Below are 25692 nucleotides of genomic sequence, written 5' to 3'. Positions count from 1 at the left end.
TGTTCCCGATAATGCACATAGCCGGAAACCCGCGCGACTAGGCGTCTGGCATTGGAACAGATACATCATGGGAGGAGCCCACATGAATCGCTTTATCACTGCAGCTGTTGCAGGGGTCATGTTGGCCGGCGCGAGCCACGCCGGAGTGACCGAAGAAGAAATCAGGAATGACCAATCCGTCACGTCGCAGATCGTGACCAACGGCATGGGGCGCCACCTGCAGCGTTTCAGCCCGCTGGACACGCTGAACAAGGAAAACATCCATAAAATGGTCCCGGCCTGGGCCTTCAGCCTGGGCGGCGAAAAGCAGCGCGGGCAGGAAACCCAGCCGCTGATTTATGACGGGGTGATGTATATCACCGGCTCCTACAGCCGTGTCTATGCCATCGATGTGAACACTGGCGAAGAGCTTTGGCAGTACGACGCACGCCTGCCCGAAGGCATCTTGCCCTGTTGTGACGTGATCAATCGCGGCGGCGCCATCTATGGTGACAATTTCTACTTCGGCACCCTGGATGCCCGCATCGTAGCGCTGGACCTGAAAACCGGCGACGTTAAATGGCGCAAGAAAATCGCCGACTACAAGGCCGGCTATTCCTATACCGCCGCGCCGCTGATCGTGGACGGCCTGGTTGTGACCGGCAACTCGGGTGGTGAATTCGGCATCATTGGTGAAGTGCAGGCGCGCGACGCCGAAACCGGCGAACTTGTCTGGACCCGCCCGGTGATCGAAGGTCACATGGGCACGCTCAACGGTGAGGAATCCACAATGACCGGAACGCTCAACGCCACATGGCCGGGCGATATGTGGAAAACCGGTGGAGGCGCGACCTGGCTGGGTGGTTCCTATGACGCCGACACCAATACGCTTGTTTTTGGTGCTGGAAATCCGGCGCCCTGGAACAGTCACCTACGTAATGCGGGCACCCCGACCGAAGGCAACAAGGGCGACAACCTTTATGCCGCCAGCCGCATCGGCATCGATCCGAAAACCGGTGAGATCAAGTGGCATTTCCAGACCACCCCGCGCGAAGGTTGGGACTATGACGGCGTCAACGAAGTGGTCGCTTATACCGATCGCGAGGGCAACAAGCGCTTTGCCACCGCCGACCGCAACGGCTTTTTCTACGTGCTGAACCGCGAGGACGGCGCATTTGTCAGCGCCACGCCTTTCGTCAAGGACATCTCGTGGGCCAGCGGCATCGACGAGACCGGACGCCCGATCTTTGTCGAGGAAAACCGCCCCGGCAACCCGGCAGACGCGGCAGACGGCAAGAAGGGTGACGTGATCTTTGCCTCACCCTCGTTCCTGGGCGGCAAGAACTGGATGCCGATGGCGTTCTCGCAGCGCACAGGCAATTTCTATGTCCCGTCGAACGAGTGGGGCATGGATATCTGGAACGAACCGATCTCGTACAAAAAGGGCGCCGCATATCTGGGCGCTGGCTTCACCATCAAGCCCAATTACGAGGACCACATCGGCAGCCTCAAGGCGATCGATCCCGATACCGGCGAGATCAAGTGGGAATTCAAGAACGACGCGCCGCTTTGGGGCGGTGTGATGACCACCGCTGGCGGCCTCGTCTTCACCGGAACGCCGGAAGGCAAGTTCATCGCCTTTGACGACGAAACAGGCGAGGAGCTTTGGTCGTTCCAGACCGGTTCGGGCATCGTTGGTCAGCCCGTAACCTGGGAGCAGGACGGCGAACAATATGTCTCGATTGTTTCGGGATGGGGCGGCGCGGTTCCTCTCTGGGGCGGTGAAGTGGCCAAAAAGGTCAACTACTTGAATCAGGGTGGCATGGTCTGGACATTCAAGCTGCCCAAGGAATTGGCGGCAGCCAACTGATCAGACACGGATACATTCAAACAAGAACGCGCACCCCCGGGGTGCGCGTTTGTCGTTCTACGACTTTTGGCGTATATCCTGCTAACCCGCTACTTTGGTATGATGACAGGTAACGCTATCTGATCTGGATTCAAATGCACGCGAACACCGACATAGCACAGGCGATCACTTTTAACTCCGCCCTGATCGTGGACGATCACCCCTTGTTTTGCGATGCTCTGTCGATGACGTTGCAGGTTGTGTCGTCGATCACCAGCATGCACACCGCCCCGACCCTTCAGGGGGCGCTCGACATGATCTCGCGCGGTACTGAACCGGATCTGATCGTGCTTGACCTGAACCTGCCGGACGTAAACGGGCTTGATGGGCTTTTGCGTCTGCGCAACGCAACAAAATGCCCGATCCTTGTGGCATCGTCGATGGCCGACAATCGCATCATCAGTTCGGCAATTCACGCCGGAGCCGCCGGGTACATTCCGAAGCACAGCCAACGAGACGTGTTCTATCAAGCTCTGGAAACACTGAAGCGCGGGGAAACCTTCATCCCGTCCGACTGCGTTCTGCTCGAAGAAACGGACACGGCCGAAAAGGATGATGCAATGAAGCGGTTGGCATCGCTGACCAACCAGCAGGGCCGCATTCTGCAACTGATCTGCGAAGGCAAGCTGAACAAGCAGATCGCCTATGATCTGTCGATTGCCGAAACTACGGTCAAGGCGCATGTCACCGCGATCATGCGGAAACTGGGTGTTCAGAGCCGCACGCAGGCGGTACTGATCGCAAAGCAAACCAGCTTTGCAAATGTCTTACACGACCAAACACCACACGGCTAATCTGGCCCGCGGTTTTCAGGGGAGGAAATGAGATGGACCATCTTCATGGTCTATCCGGGACGACACAGATCGTGCGGTCAGGACAAGTCGATTGTCTAGCCCCGGATGCGGTTACGCAACTGGCCAGAGCGCTCAGACCCGGAGATCTGTCCCTGGTTGTACTATTTCTGTCTCCGCATACAGATGTGTCCCGCCTGATCGACGAAGCACAGCGGGTTTTTGCGCCGGCACAGGTGGTTGGCTGCACCACGGCCGGAGAGATCGGCGAAAGGGGCTATACCGATGGCGAGATCGTGGCCGTCGGGTTTCCACAAACCCACTTTCACACCCGGACCATCCTGATCAACGATCTCGATCAGTTTGACGCCCATAACCTGATCGAGCGCATGATCCGCAACCGAAACCATATGGCGCGCGAAACGCCTGGCTGGATCTCGGATTTTACCTTTCTGTTAATCGACGGGCTGTCCACCAAGGAAGATATGCTCACGTCCCAACTGTCCGTCGGGCTCGGACCAGTACCCTTTTTTGGCGGCTCGGCCGGCGACGGTACTGATTTCAGCAAAACTTATGTGCTGCATGGTGGGCGCGCTCATTCCAACGCCGCCATTCTCATTCAGGTCCGCAGCCGCTGCCCTATCCGCGTCTTCAAGACCGACCACCTCATCCCGGCCCAGAAGCGCATGGTGGTGACCGGGGCCGATCCGGCCCGGCGCATCGTCCACGAGATCAATGCCGAACCGGCGGCGCGGGAATACGCACGTCTGCTCAACAAAGATCCCGAGCAGTTGACGCCCTTTACCTTTGCGGCCCATCCGGTGGTGGTACAGATCGGTGACCAGCATCACGTGCGTGCGATCCAGCAGGTGGCCGAAAACGGTGATCTGGTGTTTTTCTCGGCCATTGACGAGGGTGTCGTCCTCACGATGGCCGATGCCGAGAACATGGTCACACATCTGACCCGTGAAATGGCGGCCCTATCGGACCAGAAACAGCCGGAAATCGTGCTGGCCTGCGATTGCATCTTACGCCGCCTCGAAGCCCAGCAGAAACAGATGACAACCGACATCTCACGTGTGCTAGGGGAAAACCGGGTTGTTGGCTTTTCCACTTACGGCGAACAGGTCAACTCGATGCATGTGAATCAGACGCTCACCGGCGTTGCGATTTATCCGCCCGAGGATGGCTGAGCCATGACCAGAGAATTGATCGATCCCCGGGACACGCTCGAGCGTCAGAACGAAAAACTGCTGAAAATCACCGAGACGCTGATGCGGCGGGTCGAACAGAGTTCCGAAGCCTCAGGTGCCGCCTACGCCCAGTTTCAGCGGGCGGTGATGCTTGAAGAGGAAGTACGCTCGCGCACAAAGGAACTCGAGCACGCGCTGGATCTTTTAAATGTCTCGAACGCAAAACTGGCTGAAGCCAATGCCGAAACCGAAGCGGCCCGTGCCAACCTCGCCAATGCGATCGAGACGTTGAAAGAAGGGTTCGCCCTATTCGATCCAAGCGATGCGCTGGTCATGTGCAACAGCCGGTTCAGCAAGCAGATGCGGGACATCTACCACCTGCTCAAACCGGGGCTGAATTTCGAAAACTATGTCCACCTGATTGCCCACAGCCCCTATCTGTCGCTGCCCGATGGCGAAACTCCACAGGGCTGGGAGGCCTACCGGCTGGCCCAGCACAAGAATAGTCACGCCGCCTTTAGCGTTCGCATAGCCGACAACCGCTGGCTGCAGGTCAGCGAACGCCGCACCCCAGATGGCGGCACCGTGATCATCCAGACCGACATAACCGAAATGATGCGCCTCGAGCTACAGGAACGCGAACGCCTGCTGGACGATCAGGCAAAGCTGATCAAGGCTACGCTCGAGCATCTGAATCAGGGCGTTCTTATCTTTGACGACCAAAGCCAGCTTGTTGGCTGGAACCACCGCGCCGGTGAGCTTTTGGCCATACCGGCAAACCGGGTGCAGCTTGGAACCTTTTTCTCATCGTTCTACCGAGAAGTCCGTGACGATCTGAAATTCCTTGGCCCGATCGACAATACTGATGTCGAAGCCTGGGTGGCGAGCAAGACCACGCGTGCTCCGCTGTCTTTCGAAATCGGCATTGGTGCCGATCGTGTCCTGGCCGTCTTTGCCCAACAGATGCCCGATCGGGGATTCGTGATCAGCTTCACCGACATCACTGCAGAACGGGCGGCTGTCCGCGCGATCAGGCAGGCGAACGAAACCCTCGAACAGCGCGTGGCCGTACGAACCCTGGACCTTGAGGACGCATTGTCCGAAGCCGAGCGGGCGAATGCCTCGAAATCGCGTTTTGTCGCCGCGGCCAGCCACGACCTGTTGCAACCACTTTCAGCCGCAAAGCTATATGTGGCATCCCTCGATTGCGACCTGCAACGGTCCGAACTTCGTGAACGCGTATCCAAAGTCAGCAATGCACTGGTCAGTGTCGAGCAGATCCTCGCGGCCCTGCTGGATATTTCCAAGCTGGACTCAGGTCTCGCTTCGGTTGACGTCTCGTCGATCAACCTGCGGGACATGCTGACCCAGCTAAACGATGAATTAGAACCGCTGGCCCGAAAAAAAGGGTTGGAGTTTCGACTGGTCAACTGTGACGAGTGGGTCGAAAGCGACGCATCCTACCTGCGCCGCATCCTTCAGAACCTTGCATCGAACGCAATTCGCTACACCGACCATGGCAAAGTGTTGGTCGGTGTACGCCGCGGGTCGGGTTCGGTCCGGATCGAAGTCTGGGACACGGGCCCGGGCATCCCTGAGGATCAGCAGGAGAAAGTGTTTTTTGAGTTCCACCGCCTGAATGCGACCGCCAATCCGACCGAGGGCATGGGCCTTGGTCTCGCCATTGTCGAACGCGCCTGCCGCCTACTGCAACACCCGTTGCACCTTTCCTCGCATGTAGGGCGCGGCACCTGCTTTTCAGTTGAGCTACCGCTCAGCGTGGCAACCCCAAGCAAGAAGCCCGCCCAAATTCCCGCCTCAAGTGGCAAGTCACTGGAACACCAGATCGCTGTGCTGATCGAAAACGACGCCGAACTGCGCTCGGCCATGACCATCACCCTGGACGATTGGGGGCTTGATGTGCTGCCCTGCGCGAACCTAGAGGAGGCACAAGAACTGCTTCGCGAAGTTGATACCGCTCCGAACGTAATCATTGCCGATTATCAACTGGATGACGGGGCGCTCGGTATCGATGCTATCAATTCTATTCGCGCCATACATGGTCCGGTGCCAGCCTGTCTGGTAACAGCCAACCGCTCGCGCGATCTGCAGGGGATCTGCGAAACGCTCGACGCGGCTTTCTTCTACAAACCGATTGACCCGGGCGAACTTCGCGGATTTCTGGAAGATGCGTTGGCAGGGACTGGGTAATAAGCCTGCTTGGGGGTCTGCAAGGCGGCTCCGGCCAGCGGGTTAGACCATTGGATTACTGTTGCTCAGTATTTGTGCCAGTACGCGTCTGCTGCACACGCTGCATCTAGCGCAAACAGACATCCGACCGCGTAAGGAACCGCCGCCCGGATCCATTTTCAAGCGAGAACATGCCGCCAATTCCATCAATCGCATCGACGATCAGGTTTGTGTGTTTCCAGCGTTCGTATTGACCAGCGTTCATGTAGAATGGAACATCGCCAATCTCGCCGACCAAAACATCGTTGTCCCCGACCAAGTAGTCGCCCTGCTGAAAACACATTGGGGCCGAACCGTCGCAACATCCGCCCGACTGATGAAACAGCAGATGTACTCCAAACCGCCATTTGAGATCCGCGATAAGCTCCAACGCTGCGTCGGTCGCGGTCACGGTCATGGTGTCGGTCATTACGTGGCCTTTCGGGAACAAAAAAAGAAAAGCCGCCCCCGTATCAAAGCAGGGACGGCCTGTTCGTAGCTTGTTTAGAAGAAGCCAAGCGCGTTGGGGCTGTAGCTGACCAGAAGGTTCTTGGTCTGGCGGTAGTGATCCAGCATCATCTTGTGGGTCTCACGACCGATGCCCGACTGCTTATAGCCACCAAAGGCCGCATGGGCCGGATAAGCGTGGTAGCAGTTGGTCCAGACACGGCCGGCCTGGATTTCACGGCCAAAGCGGAATGCGCGGCTGCCATTGCGGGTCCATACACCGGCGCCGAGGCCGTAGAGCGTGTCATTGGCGATTTCCAGCGCTTCGGTGTCATCCTTGAAGGTGGTGACCGACAGAACCGGACCGAAAATCTCTTCCTGGAAGATCCGCATCTTGTTGTGGCCCCTGAACACGGTGGGTTCGATGTAGTTGCCACCTTCGACACCAGGCAGGGTCGAGACATTGCCACCGGTTAGCAGTTCGGCGCCTTCATCCTTGCCCAGTTGCAGGTAGGAAGCGATCTTTTCCTTTTGCTCGATAGAGGCCTGCGCACCGATCATCGTGTCCATACTCAGCGGGTTGCCCTGCTTGACCGCCTTTACGCGCTCCAGAGCGCGGGCAATGAAATCGTCGTAGATCGATTCCTGGATCAGCGCGCGCGAGGGGCAAGTGCAGACTTCGCCCTGGTTCAGGGCAAACATCGTGAAACCTTCGAGACATTTGTCGAAGAATTCGTCATCCGCGTCCATCACGTCTTCAAAGAAGATGTTCGGGGATTTGCCGCCCAGTTCCAGGGTGACCGGGATCAGGTTCTGCGAGGCATATTGCATGATCAGGCGCCCGGTGGTGGTTTCACCGGTGAAGGCGATCTTGGCGATGCGGTTGGAAGAGGCCAGCGGCTTCCCGGCTTCGAGGCCATAGCCGTTGACAATGTTGAGAACACCGGCGGGAAGGACATCGGCGATCAGTTCAGCCAGAACCATGATCGAGGCCGGGGTCTGTTCGGCGGGCTTCAGAACAACGCAGTTGCCAGCGGCCAGCGCTGGCGCCAGTTTCCAGACTGCCATCAGAAGCGGGAAGTTCCACGGGATAATCTGACCGACAACGCCCAACGGTTCGGGAATGTGATAAGCATAGGTGTCGCCATCGATTTCCGAGACATGGCCTTCTTCGGCACGGATGCAGCCGGCAAAGTAACGCCAATGATCGACACACAGCGCCAGGTCAGCGGCGATGGATTCGCGGATCGGCTTGCCGTTGTCCAGAGTTTCAGCAGTTGCCAGGGTCTGGGTGTTGGCCTCCATGATGTCCGCAATCTTGAGAAGCATGTTGGCGCGCTCGGTGGTCGAGGTCTTGCCCCAGGCCGGGAACGCGGCGTGGGCAGCGTCCAACGCGGCCTCAATGTCATCAGCGTTCGAACGTGCGATTTCGCAGATCACTTCGTTGGTGATCGGTGTGGTGTTTTCGAAATACTGGCCCGACTTGGGTTCAACGAATTCACCATTGATGAAGTTGCCATAGCGCGCTCTGAACGGGAATTCGACGCCAAGATGCGAGGTGTCCAGCGCGGTGCTGACCTGTACGTTTTGAATGTTCATGCCATTCCTCCCCTTAAAAAGAGTTTCAAGAAATGCAGCGAATCCCATGGCCTCAATCCTCATTGGTTCAGGCACCGGACCGGTGCTGGGCCAAACATAGAAAGCAGAACAAAGTTTCGATATTATACCTTGGTCTGAGCGACTTAGGTCTCACTCGACACAACCCTAGTGACCCGATCATCTGAAACCGGACCACCAATTTGACCTGTCAGTGCTGTCAGACAAATTCAAACCAGTCTCAGCTAGATCGTGTTGACAAAAAAGGGGCTCACTGCGCCCGCTGCTCGTGATTCAAGCCGGTATCTGCAATGGAGACCAGCTTGGCACGAAACCTAATGTCGGACGAGGTGCGGGCATTCTTTGAACGGTTTATCCTTTCGGTCCGTTCCCCGAATGGGCGCAAACCGACCAATCACCGCCTTGTTCTAGATGGTGTTTTCTGTATTGCACGCACAGGTGACCATAGCGAGACTTGCCTGACGAGTTTGGGAAGTGGTCGAGTGTCTACTGACAGTTCCGGCGCTGGACACTCGCGGGGCTCTGGGAACAGATCCTGGAAGCCCTGACCGAGAGCAGGATTGTTCTCGACGCCCTTCAAATGGTCGACAGCATTGTGGTTCATGCCCATCATCAGGCAGCGGGCGCAAAAGGGGGACTCCGCGACAGGGTTTTGGCCGCTCAAAAGGCGGCTCCACGACCAAGATCCACCTTCGGGTAAATGCCGCCAGGCTGCCGATGAGAACAGACATTACACCCGGCCAGACATCCGACTATCTCGGCTTTGATCGGGTCATGGACAACAACCTGCCGGAGCCGATCGTGCTGCTAGCCGACAAAGGTTACGATGCCGACCGTATTCGCGCCGAACTGCACAGCCGGGGCATTCGACCGGTGATCCCAATGCGAAAGTCCCGAAAGAGGCGCGTTGGGTTGGATTGGCCTCTCTACTGGCTGAGAAACCTGGTCGAGAGATGCTTCAACAAACTGAAGAATGCCCGCGGTGTGGCAACTCGCTATGACAAGACAGCCGAAAGCTACTTCGGCGTCGTAAATATCTCTTCGATCCGCCTCTGGATCCGCCATTTGTCAATATGACCTAAACCGCCGCTCATGGTAGCATCGGCGATGTCCGCTTTGCATCGTGAAACGGAAAAAGTTGTAGCTTGATCACCAATTGCCCGAGCTTTTCCTCCAGATACAGCCCGGTCTGTTTTTGCCAAGTCACTCAATGGACAACACTCTGAAATGACAGGGTGGCTCTTACTCCGGATCTACTTCAATCAAATCAGCCAGCGGAGCGAGCTGGCACGCCTGCTTTTGTGGAAAGCACCTTCCGGCAGGACATCACGCCAGTAATCCATGATGCGGGTGCCGTTTTTGTATTAATGGCCAAGCTCAACAAGATCATAGCTGATCGAATAGGTGTCAAAGTTCATACTGTACAACCTCACGCCGTTCTATTTCGCCGTTTAGGTGTAATTCTCGTGTGATTTCACACGGAAACTCAACTTCCAGTTAGGAAAATGGGATTTGTGCGTGAAGATTAACGGGGCGCTGCAGGAGTACAACGCTCGGGCTACTTAGTGCGCGACGATCGTTCAAAATGTATCTGCGGGCACAGGCAAAGGTGGTCGCAGACATACGATAATTTCGATCTATGACTTCGGCCTCACCGACTTACGGGGGCAAGACGGTTTTGTGGGTGGTGCCGGTCTGGGTGAACAGGCTCGATGACCGGGAAAACGAAAAATAAAGCTCCGAGGGGATCGGTCGGTGAATAATAAAAAACTTGGGAAACACGTGAATACTCACGTGATCCGTGGCGGTCGGGTAGTGAAATGGAAGGGGACAGTGGCGAGCATGGCGCCTTCGCTGTTCCTGGCGTCTGTGTCAGTGGCGGCGTTGTCGGTCGGGATGGCCACAGCGGATGTCATTTCTTCTCCGCAGAATACGCAGGCTGTATTCAATACCGACGTGGATCATACGATCACTACTACTGGTTCCGTCAATCTGACGACAAGCGCCGGCTATGCGGTGGTAATTACAGACGACTACTCCAGTACGTTCACGAACGATGGCACGATCTCGGGACCATCGGCAGCCGACCGGGTTGGGTTAGGCTTGTTTTTGAATGGCGATCTGGAGGAATCTGGCCAGATCGTGAATAACGGTACGATCGGCATCAATGTGAGCGGATCGAGCTTTCTTGCAGGGACAGGCTTTTTCCTGGACGGGCAAGTCGCCGGCAGCATCGTCAACACGGGTACGATCACAGTCAACTCGGACAATAGCTCCAGCGGGAGGGCGCTTGCCTTTGGCATAGATTTTGATGGCGACGTCGAGGCTACTGCGACCATCCGGAATTCTGGTGTTATCTCGGCAAAAGCCAGTGCGGGATCTACCAGTAGAGCAATCGCGACCGGTCTTTATTTTGACAACGATGTTGATACCAGCGTCACCAACAACGGGACAGTAAGAGCCACGGCCGAAAACGCTTCATCCCTGTTTGCGACGGGTATTGAATTCAATGACGCGTTGAACGGAAACATAAACAATTCCGGAACGATTCAGGCAATTGCTACGGAAAATGGCAGCGAGGCACGGGCCGTCGGCGTGCGTATCGACGGCGATGTGACTGGAAACATCACCAACGGAGGCTCCGTTTCAGCGAATGCCAGCGCAATAACCTCGGCGACGGCTTATGCGTTCCTGCTTGCAAGCGACCTGACGGGCAACTTTACCAATACCGGAACCCTTACCGCGATCTCACGCGATTTGATTGAAGACGATGTGTCGTTTCCGCCGTTCGTGCGCATTCCGGGCGCAGCCGCAGTTTATTCTGACGGGACGGTCCAGGGAAATCTTGAAAACAGCGGATCAGTCGTTGCCGAAGCCACTGCCGTCAGCAGTGGAAGCGCAATAGCCTCGGGCTTCCATCTCCAGGATGAACTAAACGGTAACTTCCTGAATTCCGGCTCGATTTCGGTGTCAGCCTTTGCTGAGGATGACGACGCCGAGGCTTATGCCTTTTACATTTTCAACGAGGTGACCGGAGATCTTTCGAATTCTGGCTCAATCACAGTGACCGCAAATTCCTTAGGCCGCGATGCAGAGGCTTATGGCTTCTATGCTCGCGATGACCTGAACGGGGACTTTTTGAATTCCGGTTCGATCACAGCGACCGCGAATTCGCTGGTAGACGATGCCGAAGCTTACGGATTGTATGTCAGTGACGACACGGCAGGTAATGTCACTAACAACGGCAGTGTCGAAGTGCGGGCTGAAAATGCAACCTCGGCGACTGCTGCAGGTTTTTACCTCAACGGTGATTTCGATGGTAACTTCACCAATTCGGGTAGCATCTCCGCCGTAGCCACAGATGTGACGGGGGATGAAGCCGAGGCTTATGGTCTTTATGTCGATAGCGAGATGGTCGGTGACATTCGTAACAGCGGTTCGGTTTACGTTCAGGCTGATGGCTCAACAGATGCGACCGCTGGGGGCTACTACATCGACGATATTCTCAACGGCAGTTTCGCCAACTCCGGATCTATAACCACCGTCGTCACGGACCAGACGGACGATGCCAGGGGGTATGGCCTGTATGTCGATGACGATGTAACCGGCGATGTTTCGAACTCGGGCTCGATCATGACCGGTGCCGTAGCCAAAAATCTGGGGCTGGATACGGATGGGCATTTCGCAATGGCAGGAGCCGCCGGGTTTTACTTTGACGCGGATTTCGACGGGAATTTCTCGAACTCAGGCTCGATTTCCACAAAATCATTTGCTGACAACGGTACTTCAAATGCTATCGGACTGGCGTTTGCTGATGGTCTTGTCGTCGACGGAGATATGACTGGAAGTATCTCCAATAGTGGCACGATCAGTGCCCTTTCCGATGGTGAAGTCGTAGCTGGCGCGTCAGGATTTCACATTGGCGGACAGTTGAGTGGGAATTTCGAGAACTCGGGCTTGATATCGGTTGGCGCGACTTCTCGTTCCGGCGAGGCCGAAGCCTATGGCTTGTATGTCGATGAAGGCTTTACTGGCGACATTACCAACAGTGGATCGGTTCACGTACAAGGCGACGGGGATTTAGATGCGACAGTCGGGGGCTATTACCTTGAGGGTGATCTGAACGGTTCGTTCGAAAACTCCGGATCAATTGTGGCAAACATCACCGGCAGCGCAGATTCTGCAAATGCGTACGGACTCGCGATACGTGAGAACCTGGGTGCAGGTGGTGGCATCCTCAACACCGGATCGATCCTGAGCCGCGTCGAGAATGAAGGTGGATTGAACGCCACCGCTACGGGGATATTTGTCCGCCGCGACGTTGACTCGGACATTCAGAACACCGGTACCATCGACGCGGTCGTCACCGGCAACCAGATCGGCAGCGCAACTGCAGTTGGCATTAACGTAAGCGGTGATGTGAGCGGCACGTTGTCCAACAGTGGTACGATCTCGGCCTTTGCTGATGGGGGGTCGTCGGTCTTTGCCTATGGAGTGACAGTGGCCAACAGCTTCGTCGGCGATCTGATCAATTCAGGGTCAATAAGCGTAACTGCAGAAAACCTTGACAGCGGCACCGGGGCAAGTGCTGCTGCGATCTTCATAGGTACGCTAACCGGCAACGTCGAAAACTCTGGCACGCTTGTAGCGAGCGTCGAAGGCGACGGTTCCTTCATGAACGCAACGGGTATAAACCTTTTTGGTGCGTTTGACGGGGATTTCACCAACAGCGGCACAATCCGGGCCGACGCGACGAATGCGCGTTCCAGCACGGCATCCACCGTCGCAACTGGGGTCTTCATCGGCGAAACATCTGGCGCAATCACCAACAGTGGGACGATCAGCGCGACAGCATCCGGTGTGGGGGCGGAGGCCTTTGGTATCCGTATCGACAACTTCGACGGCGTGATCACGGATGTGGGCACAATCTCGGCCACGTCTGGCAGTGGTGACGCCTATGCCATCTATCTGGAAAGTGGCAGCGGTACGTTGAATGTCGACACCGAGGACCGGGTGACCGGCACCATGCGGGTGGCGGGGCACGATGTGAACCTCGACGCGCGCGGCGGCAGCAGCGTGTTCTTCTTTGAGGACGCAGACACCGATGTAGGCACCTTTACGACGACAGTTTCAGATGACGGTTCCGCTTGGTTTGTTGGGGACGAAGGTGGCTCCAACCCGGTCTATGCAACCGTTGACTCTGCGGATGTGTTTATACCGGGAGACGTCATCGCGACCTACGGCGCGGTGGTCGGCAGCGCCGGTCAGGCACTGGGTTACAGCGCACCGGCGCAGGTCTCGCGTGGGTTTGCTTTCCGGGACAGCTTCGTGAATGCGTTCCGCCCCTACGCGATGGTCGACGCGCAAGCGAAACAGTTCGATCAACCCGGCGGGTCCGATACCGATGTCGACATCCTGAACGGCAGCTTTGGTTTCTCGGGCCAATTGGACAACGGGACGGCTCTGGCCTTTGGTATCGGGGTGTTCACTGCCGACGGGGACAGTGACACGACCTCATTCGATACCAACGCCGTTTATCTGAGTCTCGCCGCTGGACGCCAGTTCGGCGCCTATACGGTTGAGGCGGATCTGGGTGTGGGCTTCCTGTCGAATGACAAGACCCGAGAGATCACTGGCAGCCCGGATGCCAAAGGGGACTATGACTCGACCCTGTATACGTTGAGCATTGGCGTCGAACGATCTTTCGATTTGCAAAGTGACTTCGAGCTATTGGGCTTTGGTAACGTTCGCTACACACGGCAGGACGATGATGGCTACACCGAAACCGACTCATTCGCGAATGCGACGATCGGCGACGCGACCACCGAGGTTATCGAAGCCCGGCTTGGGATCGAGGCCGAGAAATCCGTGGGCAGAGGCGGTGCGTTAATCGGCCAAGTCAGCGGTGTCTTGCGGCGTGATCTGGGTCAGTCATCAGCTGATGTGACTGTGTTCTCGACGACGAACTCTCTGGTGTTCCCAAGCACGGACTTTACCGGCGGAAGTGTTCTGATTGGCTATGAAAGTCGTTTTGACTCTGGCTTGAAGCTGGAAGTGAACGCGGAGCAGGAAATCGGTAGCGATGCCCAGGGCCCGTTTGTCAAAGCCGGCCTGCAATGGTCCTTCTGAGAGCAGCATAAACACCATAAAAAACCCATCAGGCGTTTTTCCAGCCTGTTGCCGTCGGCTCCACTCACTCATGGAATGCCCTTTTGAACTTTTGTTTCCAAAAGGCAATGGTGCGGGCCGACGGCAGCTATCCAATTCAACTGTTTGACACTTTTGGCAGGAAGTGAGGACCGGATTGCACCGCTCTAGTTTCACCGGACGCTGATTGCTCGATTTTATGCGGTATCGCAAAAGGATAACGACATAATCTGTATTCGTGACCGCATAATTTGCGAGTGAATTGATCTCACAGGAATAGCTGTTTCTCCCCGACTGGGGACATTCAAACGCAACGCAGCATCATGGGAAATAAACCTGCGTCAACGTCGGGTTATCGTTTTGGGAGGGCATGGCGGATCAGAGGATCAGTCACGGGCACACCAAACTTACCTGCCATTCGTGCGCTTCGCCCCGCCTGGAACAAGGGTCGCACAGTTGGTCAGAAGCAGCCACTGAAACCAATGCACGTCTGGGCGATCAGAGTTCGGCTTGAACTGGCCGTGACCATCGGGACCTGGCACTCTTCAACATGGCTATCGGTAGCAAGCTTCGCGGTTGTGATCTGGTGAAGATGAAAGTCATCGACGTCACGGCATCCGCGCTTCGATTGAGAGGTGGATGGAAGACGAATTCATGGTCGGGTCAGAAAACCTGTGGCCAGGTTGATTTCATGAGCGGCCGCACATTTCGACCCGCCAATATGCGCGGATCGTTAGAGATTGGGTCACATCAATCGGTCTTGAAGCTAGTGCCCATGGCACACACTCGATGCGCCGCATAAAGGTAACGCAAATCTACAAGAAGACAGGCAATTTGCGTGCAGTCCAACTCTTGTCCGGCCATACTAGGAAGGATAGCACGGTTCGTTATTTGGGTGTTGAACTCGAAGACGCGTTGGCCATCGCAGAAGCCATCGAAATCTAGTCGCTAGGGGCCGACTTTGTGGACGGTTCAAAGCAGACGGGCGTCACATCACGTTACTCTGCAGTGCAGCGTGCCTTAAAGTCGAGGATGGAGGCCAGTTCAGGATCGTAGTTTTTTGCCTCCACCGCAGAAAAATTGCGAACCCATAGCTGTTATTGAACAGGTGCCTCAATGAGCTCATTTTATTTAAGTGAAACTCAGCCGACTCGAAGAATTCACATTTTGAACCGACAAAACTTTTGTTTTCAGGCGGTCTAGTCCCTACTGGTGACGTAGCAATTAGCAGGTAGGAGGCGGACCGATGGATAATATCACTGACCGAAAAAACTTTGCTGTCGCGACAGCCAAAGAAGCAGGTGCGCTGGCGCTAGAATACTTTACCAACAGAGACACCTTGGTCATTGATCAAAAAGGCACGCAGGACTGGGTTAGCGAGGCGGATCGCAACGTCGAGACGTTTATTCGCGAAAGGATCACTAATTCATTTCCCGATGATGGGATATACGGCGAAGAACACGAAGCAAAGGCTGGCTCTAGCGGATTTGACTGGGTGATCGATCCGATTGATGGAACAACGAACTTCGTAAACGGTATTCCGGCATGGACGATTGTCTTAGCGGGCGTTTCCAACCGTCAGACACAACTCGGTGTGATTTACGAGCCCAACGTTGATGAAACTTACGTTGCCGTGCGAGGCGAAGGTGTCACTCTGAACGGGCAATCCATTCAGGTTGCCTCGGATGTGGAACTAGCAAGTGGAACCGTCTCAGTTGGTTATTCAAACCGGGTTGAAGCATCTAATGTCATTCCGGTGATTGCAGCTCTTGTCGAAGGCGGAGCTCTCTATCATCGCAACGCAAGCGGTGCTCTATCGCTGGCTTATGTCGCAGCGGGACGTCTTCTGGGATACATTGAAGAGCACATGAACGCCTGGGACTGCCTTGCAGGGCAGTTGATGATTGCAGAAGCCGGTGGTGAGATTGAGGATCAAGACGCGGAAAGCATGATCCGAGACGGTGGTCGCGTGATCGCAGGGACTCCGGATGTTTTTGGCACGTTGAAATTGATCTGCGATGGCGCCTGGAATAATTGACGTCCTTCAGGCAATCGGTCGTCACTCGCATTCAGGTTGACGAGTTTCAATATCCGCACACCAGTAGTGGCCCTGACCGGGTTGATCAAACCGCCGTTCGATTTTGTTGCCCGCAAAGTGACACCAAAGAAGTGTCCCGACCGCGCCATGGGTGACTATCACGAGATCTCTGCCCTCATGGCTTTCGACGAGTGACAGGACTGCTCGAACGATACGCATTTGCGCGGCCTGCTTCACTCAATCGCCACTCGGTGATCAGGGTAGTAGGTTCAACGACAACCTCGGGATGGGTGACGATTATCAACGTCCCCACATTACCCTTCCGGCAACAGAACAGGGCCGCGTTCAGCAAAGGACATTTTGACTTCGGTGCCGGTCTCCAGCGGCTCGTCCACGTCATCCTGCACGGCAAATACCTGCCCGAAGGCACCGGTGAGCGTGTATTCCATCCGCACACCGACATAGGTTGCCTTGGCGACTTTTGCGGCGATGCCCGTGTCAGATCCGATCAAGATCCTCGACGGTCGCACGGCCAGCGTTGCGGGCCCGGGTGTCAGATCACGTGAGGGGAGCATGTGATGATACCCCTCAATCTCGATAGTGGCCAGATCACCTTCAATTGCAATAATTGTGCAATCAATCAGGTTTGCTTCGCCAATGAAATCGGCCACGAAGCGGTCAATCGGCGCATCATAAAGTTTCCGAGGCGTACCGATCTGAGCGATGGCGGCGTTTCGCATGACGACAATCTCATCCGAAACGGCAAGGGCCTCTTCCTGATCGTGAGTTACATAGACGACCGTCAGGCCCAGATCCTGCTGAATGGCGCGGATATCTTCGCGCACCTGACGGCGCAGTTTGGCGTCGAGATTCGAAAGCGGTTCGTCAAAAAGCAAGACCTGAGGCTCCAGAACCAAAGCACGGGCGACGGCGACACGCTGTTGCTGTCCCCCCGAAAGCTCACTTGGCAAGCGATTGTCAAAACCCTTGAGGCCAACAAGATCTAACCCATGCAACGCACGCGAACGCGCCTCGCGCTTATCGAAACCGGAAAAGGTCAGCCCATACATGACGTTTTCCAGCACGCTCATATGTGGAAACAGGGCGTAGGACTGAAACACCATCGACACGTCACGGTCGGTAGCGGGCAGTTTCGTCACGTCCCGGTCACCGATCAGAATTCTGCCCGAGGTCGCCATTTCCAGACCTGCAATCATGCGCAGCGTCGTTGTCTTACCGCAGCCGGATGGACCCAAAAGCGTCACCAGCTTACCCGCTTCGACGTGCAGGTTGATATTGTCGACGGCGACAACATCCTTGCCGAACACTTTCGAAACCCCCTCGAAACGAACCGGCGCGGCCTTGCTTGCAATTGTCGTTTCGCTCATGTCGTTTTCTCTGCTCCGAGTTGCGTGCGCCGCCCGATCTGAACCCGGCCCACGAGGAATTGCAAAAGCCCGACAGCCGCCAGCATCACGAAGATCAGCGTTGTGGAATATGCGATCGCAAGACCATAGTCGTTATTCTCGACCCGACCGATGATATAGCTGGTGGCCATGTCATACTCGGCCGAAACGAGGAAAATCACCGCCGAAATGGCCGTCATTGCCCGAACAAAACTGTAGACCAACGCAGCCAGGATGGCTGGGCGCAAAAGCGGAAGAATGACCCGCCTGAATGTCTGCCACGAGTTCGCACCAAGCGTTAGCGAGGACTCGTCGAGAGATTTGTCCAACTGCGACATCGACGCGATACCCGCGCGAACCCCAACCGGCATATTGCGGAAGATAAAGCTGACGACAAGGATAACGCCCGTGCCAGTGATCTCGATCGGGGGCACGTTGAATGCCAGGATATAGCTAACGCCAATAACGGTGCCGGGAATGGCGAAGGAAAGCATCGTGCCGAATTCAAACGCATTCTTGCCCGCAAAGTTTTGCCGTGTCAGCAGATAGGCTGTGACCAGCCCCACTGCTGCAGTCAATGGCGCGGCAATGGCGGCGATGGTGATCGTGGTCCAGAAACTGTCCCAGGCGGCTCCGGTCCAGCGAATGCCCTCTTCCTCGAAGCGGACAGAGAAGGCCGTGACGTAGTGCTTGAACGTCAACGAGTTATCGACGCCCCACAGTTCGACGACACTCCCGTAGATGATCATCCCGTAGACCACGGCGGTGAAAATCGCCCAGGCAATTGCGACGCCCAGAACCGGTATGGCAAGGCCGCGTGGCATCAACGGATGCACGCCCGCATCGCCTTTACCTGAAACGGTGGTATAGCTTTTTTTTCCCAACCACGCGCGCTGCGCATAAAACGCGGAAAGTGTGAAGAACAAGAGCACCATGGCCAGGACGGCGGCGCGGCCCTGATCGTATTGCGCGCCAACGATGGCGAAGAAAATCTCGGTCGACAGCACATCGAAATTCCCGCCCAAGACAAGTGGGTTGCCAAAGTCGGCCATGGACTCGATGAACCCCAGCAGAAAGGCATTGGCCAGGCCGGGGCGCATCAAAGGCAGTGATACGGTTTTGAAGGTTTGCCAACGGTTGGCCCGCAGGGTTTGGGCGGCCTCTTCCATCGAAGGGGACACCCCTTCGACCACCCCGATCAAAACCAGAAAGGCGATTGGCGTAAATGCTAGTGTCTGAGCAATCAGCACCCCGGGCATGCCGTATAGCCACCGCGTCGGCTGAACTCCAAAGATCTCGGCCACAAATCTGGTGACCGAGCCGGATAGCCCGAACAACAGGATCAGCGCGAGGCCGATCACGAAAGGCGGAGTGATAATCGGCAGGACCGTCAGCGCGCGCATCCCGCGTTTAAAGCGGAAACCTGACCGCGTGACGACAAGTGCGAAACAAAGGCCAAGCGCAGTCGTGATGAAGCCCACAAGAACTGCAAGAAACAGTGAGTTCCACGCGGCACCGCATTTTGCACCGGCAAAACAGCCCAGGCCCCAAAGTCGGTCATCAAAGAATTTCGAAGCAAAAACCGAAACTGAATAGGCACCATCCTCGGTAACGAAGGCGGCAAACAGCATCTTCGCAATCGGGAAAAAGACGAAAACCGTGACAATGGTGATTACGCCGCCAATCGCGCTGACGACGAAAACGTCGCCGTTAATGGCACCGCGCGCCGCAATGCCTTGGGTCAACAGAAACAGAAATGCGGTGGCGCAGATCATTGCGCCGTACCCCATGCCGAACTGGCGGATCTTTGGCTCTCCGAACAGCGCTTTCATCCAGTCGAAATTGAACCCGCGAATGCCAATTGAGAACCCTTGCGCAATTAGCCAGCCAAAACCCAGGGCCCCGGCCAATATCAGGATGCGTGCGTATTGTGGATCGGACTTCGGTTTACCGAGTATCAATAATGGCAAGGCAAGCGGGACCAATAGCGGCGCAAGCCAAAGCTTTTCGCCTTGCCCAATCAGGAAAGCGGCGGGTGCATAGTCTTCGTCGAACGGATATCCATCCATCAGCCATACGAATGACCATATGCCGTCCTCTAACATGAACCATGGCAACAGGCAGAAACCGACCCACCCGGCGATGATCCAAAAGATCAATACCGGATGGGTCGTTTTTGTTGTGGTGTCAGTCACTTACTGAGGCAGAACAGAGACCTCTTCGTCCCATTTCTGCAAAAGACGCTTACGTTCGTCTGACGAGCCGTACTTTTTGAAGTCATAGTCAATCAGCTTGATCTGGCTCATGTCAGGCGCGCTATCAGAGGTTTCCGCGTTTTTGTTGGACGGAACCTGAAAGGCGTTAACCTCAAGCGCGAGATTCTGGGCCTCGGGGCTGAGCGCCCAGTCATAGAACTTTTTGGCTTCCTCTTCGTTCCGAGCGCCTTCGATGATCGACATCGAGCCAATCTCATAGCCTGTACCCTCGCATGGGGCCACGACTTTTACAGGAAAACCGGACACCGCCTGTTTGACCGCATCATGCATGAAGACGATGCCAATGGTGTTCTCACCCCGCCCGGCGGCTTTGATAGGGGCTGAACCCGACTTGGTATATTGGTTGATATTGGAGTGCAGGCCCTTCATGAACTCAAAGCCTTCGTCCTCGCCAAAAATCTGGACCATCGAGGCCAGCGTCGTATAAGCGGTGCCCGAGGAATTCGGGTTCGCCATCTGTACGTGCCCTTTGTATTCCGGTTTGAGCAGATCTTTCCAACATGCGGGTTCCGGCAGGCCGTTTGCGGCCAAAAGGTCGGAATTGTAGCCATAGCCCAGTGCGCCGGAATAAATTCCGATGGTCTTGTTACCTGCACTTTCGGCCTGTGAAATAGCCCAGTCATGCAACTGGTCACGCATTGGTGACATGTACTCCATCGTCAGACCTTCTTCGGCAGCTTGCAAATGAGGATCACCGGTACCGCCCCACCATACATCACCTTTGGGGTTCGAACTTTCGGCGCGAATTTGCGCGAACGTTTCACCCGACGACTTGCGGGTCATGTTAACGTCGATCCCAGTAGCATCCTCGAAACTGCGGGCCATGAGTTGACACCAATCTTCCTGTGCCGAGCAATAAAATGTCAGCTTGTCAGCTTGGGCTGCACTAAGCGACGCCGCAAATGCGACCAGCGAACCTGCCAGTGTAATCTTCAGATTTTTCAAAGTCTTTCCTCCCCTGTGTCCCGAGCCGAGAATTTTGGCGGCAAACCGGTACTTCTATCATTAGAGGCAATCGCCAAATGGCTGCTTGGTCTTTTTTATGTCCGCCAGAACATATTCCGGCCTGTCCTCCCATGACTGAAGCGATCTCACCACCGTACTGCCGGTTCTGCAAGAAAAATCAACGAGCACAGGTTTCTGCCCCCACCAGAATTGAAAACCTGAAGTGATATACCGAGCCAAGTTAGATCAGAAAAACTAGTCTTGGTTCCGTACTGGTTGGAAAGCCATTTGCTGGACTGGTTACTCATGCCATCGCTGAGCGAGAACAACTCTATAGGTAGTTCTGTATTTTGCATGCATGTCAGGTTTCCGAACCACGGCAGCGAACTTCCGCTTTCCGCACCGTGTTTTCAAAACCACTTTGCCGGGAACCGTAGTAGTAGCTGATCAAGTTCATTGTTCTGCTCCGGTTCGAGGTCGGATTTAGTTCCGGCATCGAAGGTGTCCTGCCCCAACGCTTCTCGTGCACGCCTTTGATTGAAAACAGGTTCGTTCGGCGTTTTAGAATGGTCGCGATCAGCCCGTGGTTAATTCCTGAGCTTTCCGGTTGTGTTCACCTGTGGATCGACAGGGTTCCGAAGTGGTTCGGAAACACTGACTGCAGTACATAGAAGCAGACCTTCAAAGCCTCGTCTGGGTTGAAGATATCTGAGTGCAAATGGAAGTCAGTCCAGAGCCCTTCCAGCAAAGCGATCAACGCGTCTGTTGCAAGTTTGACGTCGACGTCTTCGTACTCACCTTCGCTCTTAATTTGCTACAACAAGTCCAGTATCACCGCTCGGAAACCTTTGTCTCGCGAGTCGATGAAAGGAAATATGAGTGGATTCGAGAGCGCTTCGGCCCGAAACGAAATCCAGATCGCAACGTCCCGCGCATTAAGAACCAACGGGTCAAAATCCGCCTTTATGATTGAGATCAGCTTGTCCACAGGGCTTGACGCGGTTTTTGCCGAACGTGAACCCTTACACGCTTCGCCCCGATCAGACGATCGATGACTTCCTGGACGAAAAAATTGCTGATCTGGAAAACATGATCCTGCAGACCGGAGCAGACAAGGTCGCTGCTTTCATAGCTGAACCGATCTTGTGCTTTGGTGGCGTCATTGTGCCTCCGCATGGGTATCATCAGCGCTGTCTGGAAATCTGCCGGAAATACGATGTCCTGTATATTTCGGACGAGGTCGTAACCGGATTTGGACGGCTTGGACATTGGTTTGCATCGGAAGATGTCTTTGGAATTCAACCTGATATCATAACTTGCGCCAAGGGCATGACGTCCGGGTATGTATCTATGGGGGCCTGTATCATCTCTGATCGGCTGATTGCAGATGTGAGCCGAGACAACGGGCAGAACGCCACTTTTTCAAACGGTTTCACGTATTCGGGCCATCCAGTGAGCGCAGCAGCAGGTTTGAAAACCATCGAAATCAAGGAACGCGACGGCGTTCTGGAACATGTCCGCGCGATCACGCCGCTGTTCAAAGAGCGCCTTCAGGCTCTGGCCGACTTTCCGCTGGTCGGCGATGCCCGTGGCATGGGTCTGGTTGGCTGCGTTGAATGCGTCGCGGATGCCGAAGCTGACAATTTATTGGATCTGGATAAGTCCGTTGGTGCGATGATTGATCACCATTGCCAAGAAAACGGGCTGATCTTGCGGCCAATCATCAACATGTGTGTGTTCTCCCCTCCGCTGATCATCACGGAGGGCGAATTAAACGAGATGTTCGACATCCTTGAAAAAGGAATCCGGCTGGCAACCGACGACCTGACGCGCCAAGGGGTTTTCAAGACTTAGGCACGACTGCGTAGCGGCTTCGCAAAGATAAGTGTTGCGAAGCCTGCCCTACGATCATCAGCGCTTATCCGGCGCGCATTGCCTCGGGCGGCAATTTGATCGGGAACTTGGACCGAACCTCTTCGTCCACCTTACTGCCAAAGTAGTTTGGGTAGTGATTGGACAGAATGTCATTCACAACAGATCGGCTCCGTTCGAACATGTCCTGACGACCGGCTTTCTCCCAGGTATCTGTCAGCTCTCGGTCCATCAGTGTCGGGTAGACAAACTCAGTTTCCATGTATTGCAAGGTTTGAGTGTTACCAAGGAAATGTCCGGGGTCGATTGCGCAGTCATGGATGACGTCGACCGAAAGCGTGTCATCGCTAACCTCGATCCCGCGAAGCGTTCGCGAGATCATGCCCGCAGCTTCGTTATCGATGACCATTGACTCAAAGCTACACCCCATCAAACTGCCAAGCATCCCACCAAACTCGCAGAGCCTGTTGGCCCCGGCATGAGCCGCCAACGCGAAGGTCAGCGCCTTCTCCAACCCATATTGCGCGTCGGGGATTTTGGAATCGGTCATGCCGCAACCGACGCTGGTCGGCAGGTTATAGAAATTGCCCATCTGAATAGCGGCGGCTGAAATCAACGCCTGTTCGCCGCTGCCACCCGTAAACGATCCAGTGCGCAGATCGGTAATAAACGGCCACGCGGCAAAGACCACCGGGGTACCCGGATTGATCAAATTGGCGATGGCCACACATGACAACGTCTCTGCCACCGCCTGCGCCAGCGTACCAGCCAATGGCGCAGGAGACGTAGCCCCAGCTTGTGGTGGGACGGCCAGGTCGCAGACAAGCCCCATTTTCGCTGTATCGATCAGGATTTCCAGATTTTCCCGCCCAAATCTGAGCGGTGAAACGATGGGGCACCCGCCAAAAATCACCGAGGGCTTTTCAAGGAACTTGCCCTCCCCGCCCGACGCCAGATCGAACAGATGGATTGCGTCTTTAATATGCTCGCGCGTACGGAACGTCAGGCAGGAAGGTTTCTCGCTGCCCGCCAGAATGGCGTAGAGCATACTCATGTCATGCTCATAATCCTGAGGAACATCCGTTGCCAAAACCGTATCACCAGTCATGTGGATGTTGTCGAGCCGGTCTACCAAACGGGTAAAGTCGTAAATATCTTTAAGCGTTGATGGTCGGTAACTGCGCGTTTCCGCATCAAACGTGGTCACAGCGGTGCCGGAGTTTGCGTAATACACCTTGTCCTTGGTGCAGTGCATGTCGTCCTTCCCGGCCCGCGATCCGCGTGCATGGACATAGAATTCGCTAGCCGCCTTGGCCAATAGGTCTTCCATCAAGGACCGAGGAAAGCACAGCCTGCCATGCTCGTTCACCGTTGCCCCCTTTGGCACCACGAGATCGAGAATTTCTTTCGTGGGGTCCCCGACCCCTGTGCGTTCCAGAATGCTGAGTGCGGCCTCGTGAATGCGCGACATGTCCGCGCCTGACAAGGGCTTGTATCGTCCACCGGGAATGCCCGGCCAGATCGCCTGCGAAGGGGCGTTACTGGCTCGTACTGCTGCGCGCGCCTCACGTCCGCCCCCGCGCCGCCTTGATCTGCGCTGCGTTAGTTCTGTCATGTTCTTTCTCCGAATTTTGCGCGTCTCAGATCATGCTGAAGTAGTTGCGATAGAAGCCTGGAATGCTCCATTCCATCTCGGACAGTGGTCCGGGGACGAAGTGGTGCGAGTTCACACCTTCCTGATTGTGCCGTATGATCCGTTCGTCATCGAGCGACGTGACATGCCACAGCCATGTCAGGGCATCCTTGTCATAGTCGCGCCCCTCTTCCGCATCTCCACGCACGTACCAGACGATCTGGATATCCGTGTCTTGCATGGCGCGCGGCACGAACCGGTACCCGACCACGTGATCTGCATAGACAAGGAAGTAGTTCAGCGTACCGATCCCTAGATCAGTGGCGCCGCCATCGTGGCCCTTCAGTTCACCCAAAGGCGGAGCCAGGGGCGCACCGTCCTTGCTGCCCGTCATGTAGCCGGGGAACAGTGGGTAGCGCCGCCAATACACATCTGCGCCCGGCGCAACAGCGTTTTCTCCGGTCAGGTCCAGCTCCTCAGCAGGTATTCCAGCCTCTTCCATCCGCTCATGAAGTGCCCCGCTGAACTCCAGAACCTGAGCGGGGTCTTTCAGGGAATGGCTGCGCGAATACTCCTGATGGGACGGGGCACAGTGATAGCATTCCAGATAGTTCTCCAAGGCCAGTTTCCAGTTCGCAGGAACCGGATACGAGGCTTCATGAGCGACCTTCAGGTTCTCAAAATCGAACGGCTTTGAAAGTGGAGCCAGCCTCTCTAAAGCAGCATCCAGCGGCGGAGCGTCTTCCGTTACGCAAACAAAAATTAAGCCCTGGAAAACTTTCACCTGCACCGGGAACAATCCGTACTGGCCTGGATCAAAATCCGCCCCCATTGACCGCCCGTTTCTGAGCTTGCCGTTCAGGTCAAATGTCCACGCGTGATAGGGGCAGATGAAATTGCGCGCCTTGCCTTTCTTTTCAACGCAAACCCGCGATCCCCGGTGGCGGCATACGTTCAGATGCGCGCGCACCTCGCCCTCGCGATCCCGAACGATAATCACGGACTCGGGCCCGTAGTCGAAGAGGAAGTAGTCACCGGGTTCAGCGATTTGGCTGACATGGCCGACCCAGATCCAGTTACGATTCCAGAACGTACTGATATCGTTCTCGTATACTGCCTGAGACGTATAGAAGTGACGCGGCAAGGCGAACCCTTCCCGTTGCGCTTCCATCAAGTCGCGCATTACTTGCAAGTCATCTTTTGGCATAGC

15 protein-coding genes and 3 pseudogenes are annotated in these 25692 nt (G+C 55.6%); 9 read left to right on the top strand and 9 right to left on the bottom strand.

What is annotated here, in order from left to right; translation table 11 throughout:
• Positions 1–82: 82 nt before the first annotated feature.
• From GOX88_RS20860 to GOX88_RS20845, 4 genes are all read left to right on the top strand, one after another.
• On the top strand, positions 83–1849 hold the full coding sequence (locus GOX88_RS20860) for a PQQ-dependent methanol/ethanol family dehydrogenase (protein WP_170406535.1): 1767 nt from the start codon (positions 83–85) through the stop codon (positions 1847–1849).
• A 134-nt stretch (positions 1850–1983) separates the two neighbouring features.
• A complete protein-coding gene (locus GOX88_RS20855) occupies positions 1984–2682 on the top strand; it encodes a LuxR C-terminal-related transcriptional regulator (protein WP_170406532.1) in 699 nt (232 codons plus the stop codon).
• Positions 2683–2714: 32 nt separating this feature from the next.
• A complete protein-coding gene (locus tag GOX88_RS20850; protein WP_170406529.1) occupies positions 2715–3872 on the top strand; it encodes an FIST N-terminal domain-containing protein in 1158 nt (385 codons plus the stop codon).
• 3 nt (positions 3873–3875) lie between these two features.
• The gene (locus GOX88_RS20845; protein WP_170406527.1) at positions 3876–6083 is read left to right on the top strand and encodes a hybrid sensor histidine kinase/response regulator; all 2208 of its coding nucleotides are present in this window, start codon (positions 3876–3878) and stop codon (positions 6081–6083) included.
• Positions 6084–6189: 106 nt separating this feature from the next.
• On the opposite strand, the gene GOX88_RS20840 is transcribed toward GOX88_RS20845, so the two are convergent.
• Both GOX88_RS20840 and adh read right to left on the bottom strand, forming a co-directional pair.
• Entirely contained in the window at positions 6190–6531 is a 342-nt protein-coding gene (locus GOX88_RS20840) for a DUF779 domain-containing protein (protein ID WP_217354276.1), read from the bottom strand.
• A gap of 74 nt (positions 6532–6605) precedes the next feature.
• On the bottom strand, positions 6606–8147 hold the full coding sequence (adh, locus tag GOX88_RS20835; RefSeq protein ID WP_170406524.1) for an aldehyde dehydrogenase: 1542 nt from the start codon (positions 8145–8147) through the stop codon (positions 6606–6608).
• A gap of 308 nt (positions 8148–8455) precedes the next feature.
• On the opposite strand from adh, the pseudogene GOX88_RS20830 reads away from it, so the two are divergent.
• The 4 genes and pseudogenes from GOX88_RS20830 (at position 8456) to GOX88_RS20810 (ending at position 16350) form a co-directional block, all read left to right on the top strand.
• Positions 8456–9242, top strand: a pseudogene (locus tag GOX88_RS20830) (IS5 family transposase).
• A 678-nt stretch (positions 9243–9920) separates the two neighbouring features.
• Positions 9921–14294 carry a beta strand repeat-containing protein gene (locus tag GOX88_RS20820; protein WP_170406518.1) on the top strand — a complete coding sequence of 1458 codons (4374 nt, stop codon included), beginning with the start codon at positions 9921–9923 and terminating at the stop codon, positions 14292–14294.
• A 395-nt stretch (positions 14295–14689) separates the two neighbouring features.
• Positions 14690–15257, top strand: a pseudogene (locus GOX88_RS20815) (tyrosine-type recombinase/integrase).
• 301 nt (positions 15258–15558) lie between these two features.
• The gene (locus GOX88_RS20810) at positions 15559–16350 is read left to right on the top strand and encodes an inositol monophosphatase family protein (RefSeq protein WP_170406515.1); all 792 of its coding nucleotides are present in this window, start codon (positions 15559–15561) and stop codon (positions 16348–16350) included.
• Positions 16351–16371: 21 nt separating this feature from the next.
• Here GOX88_RS20810 and GOX88_RS23810 read toward each other — a convergent pair whose 3' ends face one another.
• The 5 genes from GOX88_RS23810 to GOX88_RS23805 form a co-directional block, all read right to left on the bottom strand.
• Positions 16372–16569: a histidine phosphatase family protein gene (locus GOX88_RS23810; RefSeq protein WP_217354275.1), complete on the bottom strand. Its 198-nt coding sequence runs from the start codon at positions 16567–16569 to the stop codon at positions 16372–16374.
• A 95-nt stretch (positions 16570–16664) separates the two neighbouring features.
• Positions 16665–17738: an ABC transporter ATP-binding protein gene (locus tag GOX88_RS20800; RefSeq protein ID WP_170406508.1), complete on the bottom strand. Its 1074-nt coding sequence runs from the start codon at positions 17736–17738 to the stop codon at positions 16665–16667.
• Positions 17735–19951: an ABC transporter permease gene (locus GOX88_RS20795; protein WP_170406506.1), complete on the bottom strand. Its 2217-nt coding sequence runs from the start codon at positions 19949–19951 to the stop codon at positions 17735–17737. Before GOX88_RS20795 ends, GOX88_RS20800 begins: the two co-directional genes overlap by 4 nt.
• Positions 19952–20977 carry an ABC transporter substrate-binding protein gene (locus GOX88_RS20790; RefSeq protein WP_170406503.1) on the bottom strand — a complete coding sequence of 342 codons (1026 nt, stop codon included), beginning with the start codon at positions 20975–20977 and terminating at the stop codon, positions 19952–19954. It lies immediately after the preceding gene.
• A 613-nt stretch (positions 20978–21590) separates the two neighbouring features.
• Complete coding sequence (locus tag GOX88_RS23805) at positions 21591–21788, bottom strand: TetR family transcriptional regulator C-terminal domain-containing protein (RefSeq protein WP_170406678.1); 198 nt, start codon at positions 21786–21788, stop codon at positions 21591–21593.
• A gap of 182 nt (positions 21789–21970) precedes the next feature.
• On the opposite strand from GOX88_RS23805, the pseudogene GOX88_RS20780 reads away from it, so the two are divergent.
• A pseudogene (locus GOX88_RS20780) lies at positions 21971–22831 on the top strand (aminotransferase class III-fold pyridoxal phosphate-dependent enzyme); the annotation flags it as partial.
• Between the two features lie 64 nt (positions 22832–22895).
• Here GOX88_RS20780 and GOX88_RS20775 read toward each other — a convergent pair.
• Together GOX88_RS20775 and GOX88_RS20770 are read right to left on the bottom strand one after the other, a co-directional pair.
• Positions 22896–24464: a trimethylamine methyltransferase family protein gene (locus GOX88_RS20775; protein WP_170406500.1), complete on the bottom strand. Its 1569-nt coding sequence runs from the start codon at positions 24462–24464 to the stop codon at positions 22896–22898.
• Positions 24465–24489: 25 nt separating this feature from the next.
• Entirely contained in the window at positions 24490–25689 is a 1200-nt protein-coding gene (locus GOX88_RS20770; RefSeq protein ID WP_170406497.1) for an aromatic ring-hydroxylating oxygenase subunit alpha, read from the bottom strand.
• Between the last annotated feature and the right edge of the window lie 3 nt (positions 25690–25692).

The sequence above is a fragment of the Ruegeria arenilitoris genome (assembly GCF_013030985.1).
In the GTDB taxonomy this organism is placed as follows: Bacteria; Pseudomonadota; Alphaproteobacteria; order Rhodobacterales; family Rhodobacteraceae; genus Ruegeria; species Ruegeria arenilitoris_B.
The sequence above is the reverse complement of the archived record's forward strand: the minus strand, read 5'-3'. Positions and strand labels throughout refer to the sequence as shown.

Bases quoted from the DNA above. Each gene is read 5' to 3' on its own strand.
- GOX88_RS20860 (WP_170406535.1), top strand. From the start codon at position 83: ATGAATCGCTTTATCACTGCAGCTGTTGCAGGGGTCATGTTGGCCGGC.
- GOX88_RS20840 (WP_217354276.1), bottom strand. From the start codon at position 6,531: ATGACCGACACCATGACCGTGACCGCGACCGACGCAGCGTTGGAGCTT.
- GOX88_RS20850 (WP_170406529.1), top strand. From the start codon at position 2,715: ATGGACCATCTTCATGGTCTATCCGGGACGACACAGATCGTGCGGTCA.
- GOX88_RS20770 (WP_170406497.1), bottom strand. From the start codon at position 25,689: ATGCCAAAAGATGACTTGCAAGTAATGCGCGACTTGATGGAAGCGCAA.
- GOX88_RS20810 (WP_170406515.1), top strand. From the start codon at position 15,559: ATGGATAATATCACTGACCGAAAAAACTTTGCTGTCGCGACAGCCAAA.
- GOX88_RS23810 (WP_217354275.1), bottom strand. From the start codon at position 16,569: ATGCGTATCGTTCGAGCAGTCCTGTCACTCGTCGAAAGCCATGAGGGC.
- GOX88_RS20775 (WP_170406500.1), bottom strand. From the start codon at position 24,464: ATGACAGAACTAACGCAGCGCAGATCAAGGCGGCGCGGGGGCGGACGT.
- GOX88_RS20855 (WP_170406532.1), top strand. From the start codon at position 1,984: ATGCACGCGAACACCGACATAGCACAGGCGATCACTTTTAACTCCGCC.
- adh (WP_170406524.1), bottom strand. From the start codon at position 8,147: ATGAACATTCAAAACGTACAGGTCAGCACCGCGCTGGACACCTCGCAT.
- GOX88_RS20800 (WP_170406508.1), bottom strand. From the start codon at position 17,738: ATGAGCGAAACGACAATTGCAAGCAAGGCCGCGCCGGTTCGTTTCGAG.
- GOX88_RS20845 (WP_170406527.1), top strand. From the start codon at position 3,876: ATGACCAGAGAATTGATCGATCCCCGGGACACGCTCGAGCGTCAGAAC.